The organism is Acidisphaera sp. L21, from assembly GCF_009765685.1.
Classification (GTDB): Bacteria; Pseudomonadota; Alphaproteobacteria; order Acetobacterales; family Acetobacteraceae; genus LMUY01.
This window is the reverse complement of the sequence record NZ_LMUY01000093.1, coordinates 77,123-92,776: the sequence shown is the minus strand read 5'-3', so window position 1 is coordinate 92,776 and position 15,654 is coordinate 77,123. Positions and strand designations below refer to the sequence as shown.

The 15,654-nt window shown below is 57.8% G+C and carries 14 protein-coding genes and 2 pseudogenes; 7 read left to right on the top strand and 9 right to left on the bottom strand.

What is annotated here, in order from left to right; genetic code table 11:
• Positions 1-529 precede the first annotated feature (529 nt).
• A complete protein-coding gene (locus GSQ76_RS18985; protein WP_158745695.1) occupies positions 530-748 on the bottom strand; it encodes a hypothetical protein in 219 nt (72 codons plus the stop codon).
• A gap of 251 nt (positions 749-999) precedes the next feature.
• On the opposite strand from GSQ76_RS18985, the gene GSQ76_RS18980 reads away from it, so the two are divergent.
• The 3 genes from GSQ76_RS18980 to GSQ76_RS32810 are packed head-to-tail and all read left to right on the top strand — an operon-like array spanning position 1,000 to position 1,891.
• Positions 1,000-1,251 (top strand): hypothetical protein, encoded by a 252-nt coding sequence (locus GSQ76_RS18980; RefSeq protein WP_158745694.1) that lies wholly within the window; start codon positions 1,000-1,002, stop codon positions 1,249-1,251.
• The gene (locus tag GSQ76_RS18975) at positions 1,248-1,505 is read left to right on the top strand and encodes a helix-turn-helix domain-containing protein (RefSeq protein WP_158745693.1); all 258 of its coding nucleotides are present in this window, start codon (positions 1,248-1,250) and stop codon (positions 1,503-1,505) included. The genes GSQ76_RS18980 and GSQ76_RS18975 overlap by 4 nt, the downstream gene beginning before the upstream one ends.
• Positions 1,502-1,891, top strand: a complete 390-nt coding sequence (locus tag GSQ76_RS32810; RefSeq protein ID WP_216851155.1) for a helix-turn-helix domain-containing protein — start codon at positions 1,502-1,504, stop codon at positions 1,889-1,891. Before GSQ76_RS18975 ends, GSQ76_RS32810 begins: the two co-directional genes overlap by 4 nt.
• 1,272 nt (positions 1,892-3,163) lie before the next feature.
• On the opposite strand, the gene GSQ76_RS18965 is transcribed toward GSQ76_RS32810, so the two are convergent.
• From GSQ76_RS18965 to GSQ76_RS18950, 4 genes and pseudogenes are all read right to left on the bottom strand, one after another.
• A complete protein-coding gene (locus GSQ76_RS18965; protein WP_158745691.1) occupies positions 3,164-4,606 on the bottom strand; it encodes a hypothetical protein in 1,443 nt (480 codons plus the stop codon).
• Positions 4,607-4,682: 76 nt separating this feature from the next.
• Positions 4,683-5,348 (bottom strand): class I SAM-dependent methyltransferase, encoded by a 666-nt coding sequence (locus tag GSQ76_RS18960; protein ID WP_158745690.1) that lies wholly within the window; start codon positions 5,346-5,348, stop codon positions 4,683-4,685.
• Positions 5,338-6,246 carry a glycosyltransferase family 2 protein gene (locus tag GSQ76_RS18955; protein WP_216851154.1) on the bottom strand — a complete coding sequence of 303 codons (909 nt, stop codon included), beginning with the start codon at positions 6,244-6,246 and terminating at the stop codon, positions 5,338-5,340. The genes GSQ76_RS18960 and GSQ76_RS18955 overlap by 11 nt, the downstream gene beginning before the upstream one ends.
• Before the next feature lie 632 nt (positions 6,247-6,878).
• Positions 6,879-7,831: pseudogene (locus GSQ76_RS18950) on the bottom strand (IS110 family transposase).
• Positions 7,832-8,327: 496 nt separating this feature from the next.
• Between GSQ76_RS18950 and GSQ76_RS32805 the strand changes: the two are divergent.
• Positions 8,328-8,705, top strand: coding sequence for a transposase (locus tag GSQ76_RS32805; RefSeq protein ID WP_216851160.1), 378 nt, complete (start codon positions 8,328-8,330; stop codon positions 8,703-8,705).
• A gap of 91 nt (positions 8,706-8,796) precedes the next feature.
• Here GSQ76_RS32805 and GSQ76_RS31260 read toward each other — a convergent pair whose 3' ends face one another.
• Positions 8,797-9,042: a hypothetical protein gene (locus tag GSQ76_RS31260; protein ID WP_216851153.1), complete on the bottom strand. Its 246-nt coding sequence runs from the start codon at positions 9,040-9,042 to the stop codon at positions 8,797-8,799.
• Between the two features lie 1,541 nt (positions 9,043-10,583).
• Here GSQ76_RS31260 and GSQ76_RS32800 point away from each other — a divergent pair.
• Both GSQ76_RS32800 and GSQ76_RS18935 read left to right on the top strand, forming a co-directional pair.
• Entirely contained in the window at positions 10,584-10,850 is a 267-nt protein-coding gene (locus tag GSQ76_RS32800) for a DUF3761 domain-containing protein (RefSeq protein WP_158745688.1), read from the top strand.
• Positions 10,841-11,194 (top strand): hypothetical protein, encoded by a 354-nt coding sequence (locus GSQ76_RS18935; protein ID WP_158745687.1) that lies wholly within the window; start codon positions 10,841-10,843, stop codon positions 11,192-11,194. The genes GSQ76_RS32800 and GSQ76_RS18935 overlap by 10 nt, the downstream gene beginning before the upstream one ends.
• 754 nt (positions 11,195-11,948) lie before the next feature.
• Here the strand turns inward: GSQ76_RS18935 and GSQ76_RS32795 are convergent.
• The 3 genes and pseudogenes from GSQ76_RS32795 to GSQ76_RS18920 all read right to left on the bottom strand — a co-directional run bounded on the left by GSQ76_RS32795 (position 11,949) and on the right by GSQ76_RS18920 (position 13,690).
• Positions 11,949-12,446, bottom strand: a complete 498-nt coding sequence (locus tag GSQ76_RS32795) for a 4'-phosphopantetheinyl transferase superfamily protein (protein ID WP_158745686.1) — start codon at positions 12,444-12,446, stop codon at positions 11,949-11,951.
• 114 nt (positions 12,447-12,560) lie between these two features.
• A pseudogene (gene dnaE2, locus GSQ76_RS18925) lies at positions 12,561-13,297 on the bottom strand (error-prone DNA polymerase); the annotation flags it as partial.
• Positions 13,298-13,456: 159 nt separating this feature from the next.
• The gene (locus GSQ76_RS18920) at positions 13,457-13,690 is read right to left on the bottom strand and encodes a hypothetical protein (protein WP_158745685.1); all 234 of its coding nucleotides are present in this window, start codon (positions 13,688-13,690) and stop codon (positions 13,457-13,459) included.
• Between the two features lie 70 nt (positions 13,691-13,760).
• On the opposite strand from GSQ76_RS18920, the gene GSQ76_RS18915 reads away from it, so the two are divergent.
• Positions 13,761-15,596, top strand: a complete 1,836-nt coding sequence (locus GSQ76_RS18915) for a Hint domain-containing protein (protein WP_158745684.1) — start codon at positions 13,761-13,763, stop codon at positions 15,594-15,596.
• Positions 15,597-15,654: the final 58 nt, after the last annotated feature.

Below are 15,654 nucleotides of genomic sequence, written 5' to 3'. Positions count from 1 at the left end.
TGGAAGATCTTGCTCATAATCGAGCTGAAAATGCTCATGGGTTTTGTCTCTGACTTGTGTGTCACGACAACGCGCCAACGCCATGTTCGATCAACCGTAACCGTCGCGTAGACAACGGATGTTGGGGTGCCAGTTCTTGGCGTTATTACGATCGCTATAAAGTCCATAATTGATGCCATCAGGCATAAGCCGGCGCCGTCTAATCAGGTAGCAAAAAAGAACAATCCACGTCGTAGGTAGGTGCCGGCCGCCGATAGGAGGTCCAGTCTCATCGCGCCGGCTTTCCGCCTTCTATCCGGGTTATCGGAAATTCCCGTTGCTCTGGTCCAATTGGGTTGCAACCGAGCACCGATAGCCTGCTCAATGCTTCGGTGCCATAGCAATAAAAAAGGTTAAAGGTGCCCGGCCGCCGAAACCTGCACAGGCACCTCGCGCCGGGCTCTCCGCGTGTTGGTAACCCGGGCTATCGGAGATCACCGGGGTGCCGAGGTAGTTCAAACCAGGCGGGTGGGATGATGCCCCAAGAGGGTTAACGAGCCCTTGCCGGCGGCTCCCGCCCCCACTCCAGCCACATAGCCGCCTCTGCCTCGGCAAACGACATACCCTGTGCGACCCGTCGGCCCGCCTGCATCCAAGCGTCCAATTCCGGAACCGACAGCGCCCGGATGATCCCCAGGATCGCCCGGAGCTTCGGATCGCCCGCCACGACCTTGGCGACGAACCTGCCACACCATGACCCCCGAATCATGGTGTGGCATTGATTCAGACCTTCAACCGTTTCGCAAGAGGGGATTACAACTGTAATGCTAGCCCAGACCCCTGAAACGCCGAAGGCCGCCCTAAGGCGGCCCCCGTTCCGGCAGAGCCGGGATAGATCAATTGTGCAAACTGATCTTCCCTTCTCTCCGCGCTTTTTGCAACCCCTTAGGTTAGATACGGGGATGCTTTGCCTGATGGGTGCCGCGCCATGGCCTCGGCTCAACCGAGGACACTCGAACCATGCCCGCCGACCCGCTTTGGATTATTCGCTACGAAACCGCCTGGCGACCTTACGACACCGCCGGCTCGGACTTATCGCACACCGAGCAGGATACGCTGCGAGCCGTCGGGACCTACCGCCCAGGGAAAGGTCAACCGGCACAGCCCTTGTGGGAAGCGGTCTCTGAGATAACGGGCCACGCCCGTTATCCCACCATTGCGGCCCTACGAAATCTCAGGAAGTTGGGTTTGATCCCGGATGCCGAACTGTGACGTCCGACCAATCATGGATTGACCGCTACGAGGCCGCATGGCGCCCCATCAAGGGACCTTATGACCCCGGAGACCTAACTGCCGGCCAGCGCGGTGTGCTGGTGGCGATGCAGACCTACCGCCAGAGGCCGGGAGACCCTGATGTGCCGACCGCTGAGACCGTTGCCGAGATCGTGGGTCGACCGGTCGCGACCATCTATCGGGCATTCAAGAAGCTCGATGAGCTTGGTTATCTGCCTGGGGCCTGGCCATGAGACCCGGCACCAATCCATGGGTTGCCCGCGTCTGGCGCGAATACCACGCCGGCAATTTGACCCGCGCCGCTAAGGACGTGCTGATGAGCTTTCACACCTTCCGCGGCCACGGAGGCGCCTGCTGGCCTTCCCATGAGCCGCTTGCCAGCCGAGCCAGGTGCTGCGTCCGCACCGTCCAGCGGGCCCTGCAGCAGGCTCAACACCTTGGGCTGGCCTCCTGGTCCGAGCGCCGCGTCAAAGCCGGGTGGCGCTGGCTGCGAACGTCCAACTGGTATCGGTTCGCGGTGCCGGCGGAGGCTGTCCAGCCAGGTCAGCGATCAAGATCCCAATCTGAGAACTTGAAGCGTCGCGCCACTACCGGACAGCAAGCCCGAGGAGGAAAGTGAAGGAAGTAAGAGGGCAATCCAGGCAATGATGCTGGAGGCGGCTCGGCTCCCAGATCTGCTAGCCCGACGCAGGGAAAGCTTTCGACTGCCACTCTATCAGCGTTGCCAAAGATAGGAGAGACTTGCTGGCCCTCACTCATTTGGCCGGGCCTTCCCAGCGGACACCTTCCTTCAGTTTTTTGGATTGTGATTGTGCATGACCCGAAATAAGACCCTGCTCGTAGCACTACTGCTGTCCGTCGGTTCGACGCACACCGAGGCGCAAACTCCACCCGGTGAGCTTACAATCAAGCCCTTGCGGACAGTTGCACATCATCCAACCCCCGGCTTAGCGGTTTCTGCACTGGCTATGTGTTGGGCGTAGGTAATCTCATGGAGATGAACGGAATTCGCCTAAAGCATGTTGCTCCAAGTGATAGCAGCGAAATTACCTATCTGCATTTCGCCGGGATATGTCCTGCTCAGGGACAACGCTTGTACCCGTCTGGTAAGGACATGATACAGGCAGTTGAGAACTGGGTCGCTGCCAATCCCCAGAAAATGGGACCAACCGCCTCAGTTAGCAGTAGTCTCAGCTCTTTCGGCAACATGGCCATGTTATTAGATAAAACGGCATCGTTTGATGCGGAGAGGAAGAAACCTGACCGATAAGGCCACCTACGAAGAGACTGAGTAACGTATGACCATCGCGGCTTGCAGGTGGTTTCACGACCGTCCATAAGCCTGTTTAGCGGACGTAGGCCAGAGATGATGCGGCTGGAAGAAGTAATGCATACCCGCCGTTAGCTGCCATGCCTTACTTTGACCTAGGTCCTGAGGGGCCGGCAGCGCCGACGTTGCTTGAAGGGCTTATTGTCAGGCTCTCGTCGGCAGCATTGTCCTCGAAGACTTCTGATGCGGTCCTTCGCGGGTTGTATGACGAACTGACGAGCCAGATGACTGGCTCGTTCAACGCCGCTACTGTGACTGTTTGTCTTTTCCGCAGAGCGCCGCCATCACTGCAAGCAAATTGCTTCCCAGTTTGTGGAAATTAGGCGTGCCGAGAGTCGGACTTTGGAGCGACAGTGCCCGTGGTACAAAAAAGGGATCGTAGTGAGCAATCAGGAGATGTAGCAAATCAATATGATACCTGGCAAACTCCACGGCGAGTGGAACTACACACTATGACCTCAAATCAGAAGGCATCGCTCACTCATTTCCTGACGGAGCCTTAGTCTAAGTAGTGGGCGGGCAAGCCCGCTGCATTGATTACAGCTTCATGCATCACCCGCGTCAGCGTGGACGATGCATCCAAAGACCGGGAGTGACCTGCTCGACTACCGGATAGTTCTCACGCATGGCTTGATTAACTGCTGGACTGCGACGTGTTGTGGCACCGGGGAAGTCATCCTCCGTCAACATGAAAGCGAAGCCGCCGGAGGCGATCATGGTTACCAACGGCCGTTCATCCCACCGCCCCAAAGCTACTAGTTCCGTTACGATAGCGGGTTCGTATATCACCGGTTTGCCCGCGCGCATCAGCACGACCATATCTTCAGAAGCAACTGGCTTGGCGGCTGCCTCGATCTTCAGCACCAGGGTCTCCTGCCTTGCCCGGTCTTCGATGGATGGGTAATCCAGCATAAACCGAACGGGCGAGATCAGCACGGCGGCGCAGAGTGTGGTGATGATAATCGGCGCGGTATGAGTTTTGGCCATTACGTCGGACAGAAGCACTCCGGCGAGCGCCGATCCGATAACCAGCCAGTCTAAAAAGTAATTGAAGCTTCCACCCGACTTAAAAATGGTGGCGAGCATCAACGTCGATAATGCGAGATGCAGTAGCAGCAAGGCTCGCGCCACGGTCACATGGTTTGCGAGGTTTCCTGCGCCGTCACGCCAGGTGACGGCACTCGGAAGCAGGTAGAAACCGGCAAAGACAATCACCAAGGAAAGAGGAAGGCTCGGCGCTTCCGCCACGAGCGCTCGCATGCCACTCGCGAGATCAAACCGGTTAATGTTGTCGCCAATGATATTGTGCAAGAATCCGCCATGCGTGGCCAACTGTAAGCCAACAAGCGGTATCAACCCTGCCAACAGCGCAATACTCGCGGCGCAAACGGCTGAACGCGGACTGCGCAGAATCGCGATTGCAAAAACCGCGAGGCCTGCCGGCAACTCCGTTTGCTTGCAGTACACCGCGGCAACACACAGCAACAACGCAACGGTCGTGGAGCGCCACTTGCCATTCGAGCGGGCGGCGACCAGGATACCAGCAAGGGCCAAGGCAACCGCGAGGGTATCGACCCGCATCAGCATGCCCCAGATACGGAGCGCATGAACGTTATAGGCCAGCAACCCCGCCGCCACTGCGCAAACAAGTCGCAGCCCGCGTTGAGACCCGGTTGGCGTCGCGGCAAGAACCAACCCGGTGACCATGATCGCAATGGTGGCGGCAGACAGGCAAGATACTATCCGGCCCGCGGTCAGCAGATCGGGCGTGAAGACCGCAGCGATATGGGTTGCCAGGTAATAAAGTGGAGGATAGTGGAAAACGATGAAAGGGAGACTCGATCCACTTCTGTACATCGCCGGCCCGGGGATCAAGATCGCCTGTTGCCAAACGATGCCTTCGCCGTAGTCGATTTCGAGTGGGCTCCGGATCGCGGCCAGGCTGTCCATGAGCTCGCCGCCCGTGTGCAAAGCAAGGATGACGAGCAAACCAATTAGCAGCACTGCGGAACCTAGCGACGTCCTGCCTATCCGGCACCGGGGAGCATTCTCAAGCACTGCCGCGTCTGGCAGAATGACTTCACTCACTCCGAGGTCTGGCCCGAATCAACATCTGTTTGCCGAGGGGTTTGACCGGCGAGGCGAGCCAGGCCCGTATGAGCCATGGTGAGACCGGAAACTGGCTCTTGATCGACAATGGCATAAAACGCGGGATGATCTGAAAAACGTCATACCCATTGGCCATCAGAAAATCCGCCAGACTGATATGGGTGAAGATGCTTTTGTGATCGTAGTCGTCGAAGTATTCACGAAAGGCATAGCGGTAGTTCGGCTGGACGATAGTGATACTGCCGCCCAGGGCAAGCTTGCGCCGCAGGGCAGCGAGCACGACGCAGATGTCATCCTTCGTCAAGTGCTCGAATAGATTGCTGGCAAAGGCGAAGTCGACCGTACGATCCGCGATGAAATCCAGTTCGGTGACGGGAGCCACGGCGTATTCCACGCCGGGCTGGAGATATCCAGGAAACGCTGCCCAGGAGTCGACGGCGATGCGCCGGGCAGCGGTCACGGCGTTGATGAAGCTGCCATATCCAGATCCGAGATCCAGCACGCAATCGGTTGGACTGATCAGCGCCTTGAAGTGATAGCGCCAGAGGCTTTCCCACAGCACCTTACGGCGTGGATCATCCTGCAAACGGGAGCCGTGGTAGTCCAGGAGAGGAACGAGTTTGCCATCAATGCCCATTCGACAACATCCCATTCCAGCTCCAGGTGATGCCGACTAGCATGCGCAGCCCGACGCGAAGCGCCCGGGCATTGTTAACATTGCCACCTTTGCTGATGCCGACGCGGGCATGGAATGTGATCGGACATTCGACGATGTCACAACCTTGCGACAGGGCGGCATCCAGAAAGTGAGCGTTGAACTCCAAATTGACAGCTGGCGACAAATGCGGCATTAACCGGCGCAGCGCATCCCGCCGGCACATTTTATACGTTGTGCCAACATCAGTGATCGTGCTGCGTCCGAGATGCTTCGCCTCGAGCAACTTACCCACGAACAGATTGCCGTAATACATAAAGGTACTGAGCTGTGTCCGCCGGGCGCGTAATCGCTCGACTGTCCGGGTGCCGAGCACGATGTCTGCATGAGGCGCATAGGCTAGGAATTTGTCGATATCGTAAGCACGGAAGGTTCGGTCTCCTTCACAGAGCACCACGAGTTCGCTATCACGGGTAAGAGCCTCTTGGAGGCAGCGAAAAACGCAGCGCCCGTAGCCTGATTGCGGCTCGTTTACAACGGTAGCGCCGGCGAGTTCCGCGCGTTGCATCGTTCTATCGACGCTATTGTTACTGACAACGATCACTTCGCTGACCCGCGGGTGGCTGCGGAAATCGCGCACGGCGTCGGCGATGCTGTCTTCGTCGTTGTAAGCAGTCAACACGACTGTCAGCCCACCACTGTCAATCGGGTGGTGGCGAACCTCCAATCGTGGCGAACGCTTGCGGCTGAGCAGCACAAAAAGATCAAGCAGCGCCATACCAAGGCCGAGCATGACGGGCACGCCGCTATACCAGACCAGCAGTTCGTTAAATGCCAAAAGCCTTGGACCACCGCCGAGCAATTGGCGGGGGATCGCCATGGCTACACCGAGCAAGTAAAGGGCGAGGCCCACGCAGATCAGTAGCACCCCATACATTAATAGGCAGGTGCGGCGCCTGGTTCTACCTGCAATCATGCACCGCCCAAACCCAAAATATGACCTTCGGATAGTACAGTCTTGTCACTAATAGATGGTTAAGTCGATGCTGCGGAGTCTACGTGGAGGGCAGCCAAGGGCGATCCTCCGGTCGCAGGGTGGTAGTGCCCGCCTTAGCATCAGTCCACGCTTGAACTAGATCGGGGCGCTCAGACATTACGCGGCGGGTTTGATCTCGGCAAACTGGCGCGGTGGTCCGTGGCACCCATGGTGCAGAGAACGTCCTAGTGGGTCTGATCAGTCGTATCAGTGGCTCGGACAGACTTTGTTGCATGTGTAGACGACCCCTTGGGTGCAAGGGGAGAGCGACAGAGTTTGACGGCGGTGCGACGGCGGTCATGTGTCCGGCCTTTGACGCGGCATGGTGACCGCTGGCCCAGATGGGTTCCGCGAACAAGCCCCAAACATGGATGCGGCATTGGGATGCCTGTGCAACACACGAGGTTCCTTGTTCGTCGGCTCGACCGATCATCATCTCTTGCAGCTCTTCTTGCACCCAGGCACCTGCGAGCTGGTCAGGTAGCCGCGGCAGCCCCGGCCGCCAGCGTGGCGACCTTCTTGCTGCCCCGATACGCTTCCCCGGTCGCCATCATGGCCCACACGATGCGGGCCATCTTATTGGCCAGAGCCACTGCCGCGAGCTTACGCGGCTTGCGCTCCAGCAAAGCCAGCAGCCAGGCTGAGGCGCTCTTGCTCCCCGGCTTGGCGAAACGGATGACTGTCGTTGCCCCCAGCACCAGTAGTTGCCGTAGCCTTTCGTTGCCGGCTCGACTGATGCCGCCAGGCGCTGACGCCCGCCTGTCGAGTGCTCTTTGGGCACAAGGCCGAGCCAAGCCGCAAAGTGCCGCCCGGACTGGAACCGGCCGGGGTCGATTGTGAGCGCCAAGCTCAACGCGCTGACCGGGCCGATGCCAGGCACCTCGGCCAATAGTTTGCTAACCGGGTTGACCTTATGTTGCTGCTTCATCCGGCGCTCCAGCTCCGCAATCTGACCATCGAGTTGAGCCACCTGGGCGCCCAAAAAGGCCAGCATTTGCTTGGCTGCCTCCGGGACAGCTTCTTCTGCCGCCACGGCTTCGAGCAAAGCCGGCAGTTGGCTGATGTTTTTAGCTGCGATCACGCAGAACTCGGCGGCGTGCCCGCGCACGGCGTTGACCAGCTGCGTCCGCTGCCGGACCAGCAGTTCGCGTGCCGAGAGCACGATCGCCTCGGCCTGCTGCTCGGCCAACTTTACCGGCACGCTTGGCATGTCTGGCCGCGCCGCCGCCTCGCTAATCGCTTCGGCGTCGTTGCGGTCGTTTTTGCAGCGCCGGACGAACGGCTTCACGTACTGCGGCGGGATCAACTGCACCTTGTGGCCCATGGCCGCCAGCCTGCGGCCTCAATGGTGTGAGCCGCCGCATGCCTCCAGTGCCACATGCGTTGGCGGCAGCTTGGCGAAGAAGGCTTCCATCTCCGTCCGCCTCATATTGCGGCGAAGGACGGCCTTTTCGTCGTGGTCGACGCCATGCACCGTGAACACGGCCTTGGACGTGTCAGGCCGATGCGCTTAAGATCCATACGGACGGTCCTTCAGGGTTTGGATGTTGACAGTCAAACCTTGGCACGAGATGCCGCAGGGCCGTCCACCCCAACATGGATCGCCGCCGCACCGGTTGGGGTGGTATAATGCTGGGCATGTTGCCTTCAATATCTTGGGGTAGGTCCGTGCCGTTCAAAGCCAATGCCGAGCGTCGTTATCACATCCCAAAGCAGCATCACCGGGTCACGAACTCTGCGGCCTACGACGCGGCCCTACGGCAGCGCGGCAGCCTGACGGTCTGATTCACCGACACGGCGATCGCGACCTGGAAAGCTGAACCGCGGTCGACGCGAGGCGTTCAGCCGCGCTATTCGGCCCTGGCTATTGCGACGGCGCTGACGCTGAGAGCCGTGTTCCGTTTGCCCTTCGGCAGACCGAAGGACTGATCGGTTCCATCATCGCCCTGCTCGGCCTCGACCTCGCGGTCCCAGACCACACGACCTTGAGTCGCCGGACCGAGAGCTTGGACGTGGTCTGCCCTCGGCCAGGCTCCGGTCCCGTGCATCTGCTGGTGGACAGCACGGGACCGAACTCTGCGGCTCCGGCGAATAGCTGCTCGAGAAGCACGGAACGAAGACACGGCGGTCGTGGCGTAAGCTGCACATCGCGTGGATGCCGACACCAGACGGATAGCAGCGGCGGCGCTGACCACCAACGATGTCTGCGATGCCTCTCAGGTCGGCGCTTTGCTCGATCAGGTCGATGGCCCAGTCGCTTCGTTCACTGCCGACGGTGCTTACGATTAAGAGGGCGTTTATGACGAGGTCGGCCCGCGCTACCCTGAGGCGTCCGTCATCAACCCACCACGCTCCAGCACCGTGCCGAGCGACACAGTCGAGACAGCGCCGACGTTACGAGACAGTCACCTGCAGATCATCGCCGAACGCGGCCGAATGGCTTGGCAGAAGGCCGCGGGCTACAATTGGCGAGCCCTGGTCGAAGCCGACATCAGCTGCTTCAAAAGGGTGATCGGGAATGAGCTGTGATTCCGCACCGATCATCGTCGAGCATGGCACTGCGGCCAGAGGAACGAGGGCCTTGTTGTTCATCCGCCCGTAATCGAACTCGGTCACCGGAGCGGCGCTGTTGGACTGCAAGGACGATCCGCTTTTGCTTCCGCCGAGAGACGCGCCAGCGGGAGCAACCCCGGCGCAGCAAACCTTTCCAGATGAGGCCTATCGGTTTCTGAGCATGTCCCATAGGAGGAGAACGGGAAACGGGATCATGATGGCAAAGAAAATCCAGTCGAAAGTCTGATGCGACACATTCATGCTAATGTCTTTCCAATCGGTGACGCTCAACCTACGGATGCCCGACGTCTAAGTTGCTTGCAGACCTTCAAAATCGCTGGGTGGCTAGATGCCGGGCACTTCCTTTGTGGGCGCAGAGGTGACGCCTCATCATGGAAGCCGTTCGGCCCCTGCTGACCGGACAGCCGCGACTTCCAACAATCCGTTGCTGAAGGCAGGGCGGCGCTGGAGTGAGTCGTCGTTTTCGTAGCCGGCACCTACCGCCACGCTACTAACGTGATATCTAAACCGCAGCCGATCCTGGCTGCCGGAGACTTTCATTGCCCTCGATAAGCTTCAAATGTTCGGTTATCCTTGAAGCTTGCAAAGAAGCATTGACGCGCGCCGACAAGCCCCCTCTTCCCGCCAGTGGAGGAGCATGGATCGCAGCTTTGGAAGAGCAGCAGCGTTGGCAAGCCATCAGGCCGGAAGTCCAAAACCTGGAAACGTTGACGAAGATTGCCGCGAAGCACTCCGTGGACCAGGCGGTCACCCTTACAGATGACGACGTGAGGCCCATCCTCTCCCTTCTGTTGGGTTGAGGAACTAACCTTCCGCGGGATGCGGGCTCCCCGTCGGTCGGCGATGGCCCTATACATAATGGTATCGTGGCGAAGGCAGCTTAGGCTTCTTTACGGGCGGAAACTGCAGTGCGGTTCAGTCGACGTCGAGAGCCGTGGCGTAGATTCGTTCGACACCCTGATCATGCCGGGTCGAGCAGACCTGCGCCTGAGAAGAGGCCATGTCGGCGGTGATTCGCTTGAGCGTTGGGATACCGAAAGCTTCCAAGAAAGTGTGCAATCGGTCCTAGGCTTTTGTTGCTTCATGCAGCATCCTGCGTAGTCTAGTGGCGGCAGCTAGCTCAAGCGGATCAAGGATGGCTTGCCCGTGATAGATAAGCAAACAGCAGAAATCGAAGCGGCACGCGGTGGACGACGACCAGGTATAGCGGTGCATCCGTCAGGGACGTGGATTTGAGCTCTCAATAATCAACATAATCGCGTGTTTCAAATTCCACTTCTGGGCTTCTTAGGATTACAACGGCTAGGCCAGAGATCATGGCGATCCCGGCAATCATGAACGTCAGAGTGAGAGATATCATCTTGCCAGAGGCCCTCTGAATTCTTCTTTGTCTAGAATGCTCCGCGTTTATTAATGACCAGTGTCAGTGGAGCCGTTTCGGAAGGCTCAAGATTGAGACGACGCTATTGAGTTCCTTACCAGCGGCAGTGTGGGTATCGGCTTCTCCGATCTGTAAAACCCCACCATGCTTGGCTTCACGCTTCTGGAATTGAGTGGCCTACACCAAAGTCGGCAGAGCAGCGTGACTGTGATCCGCTGCCGCATCAATGTGGAGCGCACACATGCGTCTGGCAGCCGCCCTCACCGCCCTAGCGCTATTCGTCACGCCCGCTCTGGCCCGCGAGCCCGGTCACGGCATTTCAAGCCATGGGTTCTACCAGTCAACCGATGGAAGGATGGTCCATGGGCCAACCCGCACGGCAAGCCCCGCCTACGGCAGGATTAGTGCGACGTGTCGGGATGGCACCCAATCGTATTCTCATCACCATCGGGGGACATGTTCTGGCCATGGCGGCGTGGGTGTTTGGAGGTGACGCTGCGGGGGCTCGGGGTCTTGCGCATAAGTGCACCGAAGTTGCCGTCTCCTTGGTGGGATGTCGTCGCCCTGGTGCTGTCCCTTTCGGGAGGGTGGCTACTGGCGGGTGTCGGCATCCCAGACGTGCTGTATCCTCTCCTGCTCGGAAGTGACGGCGTACCCTTGATGGGCCCAATGGGACGGCCGCTGATGGGCAAGCCCGACCAGTATCAGCTCGCTATGCACGCTCGCTACATGTGGGCGGCGATCCCGGCTATGTGCCTGGTGACGGTTGGTTTCACCCTTCAGATCCGGCATTCGCTTTATGTGATCTGTTGCTCGTTTGGGAAGTCGTCGTCGTGAGCAATGTTGCCTACAGTTCCAGTGACCTAGCTCTGTCGTTACAAACGTCAAAGCACAACCGCCGATACCAGCTGTGGATCCGTGGCGATGGTGCCCAACAGATCGGGTAATCCGCTGACACAGAGCGCGACACCGCCTCAATGGTAACATGCCCGGGTGTCGGAAGTAACCGTTTCACCTTCAGGGATCGGGGATTGAACGAGAGAAGACCTGAGGACACGGGTTCGAGCACCATGAACGTGAATCCATGTCTCTCCCTGATTCGACCTCCGAGTACGAGCCTAACAGCACGGGAATTGCGGGAGAACCGAAATTCGACCGCCGTTGACACTGTGGGTTATGATCCGGAGGCACTACACGATGGGTGGCCTATGTCGACGTTCTTATTTTAACCTTCCGACGCCGAGGACGTGCGCTGGGCAGCAGAGCTCGCGGCAGCTGCGTTTACCGGCGGCGACGGCGAGTTGGCAACCTTCATTTGTTGGCCGTAAAGCCTCACGTCATGCAGGCTGTTATTTCGGGAACAACGGCAGATAAGGCAATTGTATTGGACGACATTTACCGCCCACAAGACCTTGCCGATTCAAACGATATCTATTGTGAAAGTATAGTGATAGACCCAAATCTTGAATCCTTGTTGATGTTGATGTTTCAGGGATTTGCACTGGGCTTCGAGGCGATGTTCAGCCGCCTCTGCCCTATCGAGCGAATTCGGCATATCTACGCGGTCGCAGCGTCTTTAGAGGGTGGACAATTACTTCGCCTCCCCGGACTGACTGCAGTTGGAGACCCAGCGCACCGCTGTGATGGCCATCAACTCTATGGCGGTACGATCCAGGCCTGTAAGCAACGTTGGACGAGTCCTGGACAACATAGCAAGCTCGGCAACCAACAAGTGCCAAAGCGAGCTGTCTCTGGACGCTTCACACGAGCGCTTTCTCAGCTTTGGGGCGAGTGTCAAGACGAGGCTACAGCGCCGCCAAATCTGCATTGGATGAGCCGAACAAGTACTCGGCGTCGACTCCTGGAAAGACCCTAACCTGCCGCTTGGCGCCCCGGTAAGCAAGGGCTGCTGCCGAACTACCGACTTCGAGGTTATGAAAGTTCCACGCTCCGTGTGGCCGGTGCCTGTATAGTGGTAGACTGCAGGCGGTTTGTGTGCCGCAACTGTAACCGCAAAGCTGTCAAACGAAATGTGCAAACCATTGCCTTCAGCTTTCACAACAGCCTCCTTGCGTACCCAGCAGGACAAGAACGCTGAATGTGTTGCGAGGCCGGCAGCGATTTTAGTTCAGCCAATTCTTCATCGGCCAGAATATCCTCGGCAACATCCATCACGGTCGTAATCGGGCGCAGATGTTCCACATCAATGCCGAGTGTCGCCCTGGATCGGCCCCGGCCGCACGATGGCGACTTGCACCACCAGATCGTAGAACGTCGCCGCCTTCAACCGCAGCAGCATCGACATCTGCGCTCGGCTTTTCGATCTGGAATGTGCCCAGCGTATCCGCCTGACGGATCATGGCGTCAGTCTTCGGATCCTCGGCCGGGATGGTGGCGATGTCCAAAGCCTGGCCGCGGTATTCCTCGAGCAGTTCAAAGCTGCGGCGCACGCAACCCAACATGCCGAGCCCGAGGACGTCGACCTCATCCATTTCAGCGCGTCGATGTCGTCCTTGTCCCACTCGATGACCTGACGGTCGGCCATCGCCGCTGGCTCGAGCGGGACCAACTCGTCCAGCCGATCGCGGGTCAGCACGAAGCAGCCAGGATGAGTGCCAAGCTGCCGGGGCAAGCCGATCAGTTGGCGGGCAAGCGCGATGGAAAGCCGCAGCCGGCGGTCACCCAGGTTGAGGTTCAGCTCCTCGGCATGCTCGGCAAGGACGCCTTCATCCGATCAGCCCCAGACCTGTTGGGCTAGCATACCAGTGACGTCCTCGGTCAGCCCCAAGACCTTGCCGACGTCGCGGATGGCACCGCGGGCCCGGAAGCTCATGACGGTCGCGCACAAGGCTGCCCGTTCGCGGCCGTAGCGCTGTAGACCCATTGGATGACTTCTTCCCGGCGCTCGGATTCAAAGTCCACGTCGATGTCGGGCGGCTCGTGAAGGACAGGTTGTCGCGAATTTCGGGCATGGTGGCCTGGCGCAGCGCCGCCTTTTCCTCATCGCTCACGTTCTGCCTCCAGCCGGGTGGAACAATTAGAGAACATAGTGCAGTGCTGTAGCGCAAGCCGATTTGGTGACGACAAGGTTGCATTAATTCACAACCCGCCTTTGTTGGTTGGACGGCGTTCAGAGCGCGCAGCCATCTTCGTCAAGTCGAAGGCCAGCTTGCCGCGGCCGTCGATGGGATGATAACCAACTGCCTCGAACTTCATGCGGTGGAGCATGTCGAGCGGATCGCCGGGATGTGCTGCCATCCAAGTCCGCGCATCGGGCGCAGCCTTGCGGACCAGTTCTAAATAGCGATCGATGTCCCCCTTAGGTTCGAACAATTATACCATCTGTCCTAAACGCGTGAATGTGTTCTATTGTTCGCAACATTCCGGGTGAGAGCTTCGCACGATGTCAAAGATCACAACATTCATCATCAACACAGGTGCGGGTTCCGATAGCAACTGGAGCGATCCTTCAAATTGGACCAATGGGGTGCCGGCTAACGGAGATAACGTAGTTACGGCAACAAGCAATGATTTTGTATTCGAAAACGACGATATATCATCGTTAAGTCTGAACTCCATCACGCTGACAAGCGGCGTGAGTGTATTGACGACCGCCTCAGTTCAACTTTTCATAGATGATGTGATAGCGCAGCCAACGTCGCATACCTCCCCAAACTCTGTCGCCTCTCTGAACGCTACAGGTGAAAACTCTTTCATCTTTGTAGATGGAATTTCTTCTCAAGGCTCAATACCGCTTGAGTTTGCAGCTAGTGCAAACGGCGCAAGCATTAAGGATCGGGAGAGTGGAGTTGGTGTTGCCTACTCCGCCACGCAGGGTGGAATAGTAATTGTCGGTAATCAGCCATCTTTATTAGACGTGTTCTCACTCTCTAGCGGTGGCACGTTTGTATTTCCATTTGTAACAAATGGATCGCAAATACCAAGTTTTCACATTGATATGTCGATCGTTGGAGATGCAATCGAGCTTCCTGGATCAAGTGTCCAAAATATAAGCTTCTCGAGTAATTCATTTTCTATAACGACTGACGTTCTAACATTAAACTTCCCTGATGTTACTTTCTCAAATGGAGCAGGTGCACCTACTGGTTACAAAGAGTCGAATGAGCCGTCGAATGGACTTGAAACCGTCCAGTTTGTGACATGCTACTGTTCGGGTACAACCATTCGAACTGGCAGCGGTGAGATTTCGATTGAGGATTTGCGGGTCGGCGATCTAATCCAGACTGCGTCAGGCGCGCATCGACCAGTACGTTGGATTGGTCATCGGACAATTAATTGCCGCAATCATCTGAGGCCAGAACAAGTAAATCCTGTTCGCATAGGACGCCACGCTTTCGGCGAAAACAGGCCGTCGCGTGATTTATATGTCTCACCGGGACATTCGATCTGTGTCGATGTGCTTGGTGAGGTGTTGATCCCCGCTGGATTACTTATCAATGGGTCGACTGTCGCTCAAATGGAGGTTGATGAAGTCACCTATTGGCACATCGAACTCGACAGCCACGATATTATCATCGCCAACGGACTACCCGCCGAAAGCTACCTTGATATGGGCAACCGTGACTTCTTTTCTGTAAAGAAGAACATTCCTGGAGATGGCACGAGCGGTTCGAACGTTCCGGATCCTGCGACACTGACACATGCGGATTTCTGCCGACCCTTTGTGAATGGCGGCTCCGTTCTTGACGCAATAAGCATCCAACTCCGCCGGCAAGCCGAAAAGCTCGGCTGGACGCTGGATAGATCAAAGCCTCTCGGAGACTTGCATCTCCTGGTAGATGGCATACGCATTGACCCAGTGACACGCGATCTAACTGCTCGGTTCAGCGTGCCAAAATCCGCCCGCGAGGTATGGCTGGTCTCATGCACAGCGCGCCCGGGTGATGTAGGTGAGGGGCGCGACCTTCGGCAGTTGGGTGTTCGGCTCGCCGGGCTCGCCATTGATGATGGCTTCGAGATGCGGCAGGTCATCGACCTTGATGACCCGCTGATATGCGCGGGTTTCCATCACTTAGAGGGCAGTTGTCGTTGGACGGCCGGTCGTGCTCTGCTGCCAGCAGAACTCTGGGCTCATTGCGAAGCGGACTTCTTCCTGCGTGTGGATTTAGAACGTCCCGCATTGCCGCAGTGGGTGATGCCAGCAGCCCTGAAACTAATATCTTCGAACTTATACTCAACGGGTGTCACGATCGAAGAAAGACGCCAGCGCCTGGGCTAACCGCCATGCCTGATCTTCACCACAGCTGCCGACTGCCAGGTATCCCTCCGTAGGAGGG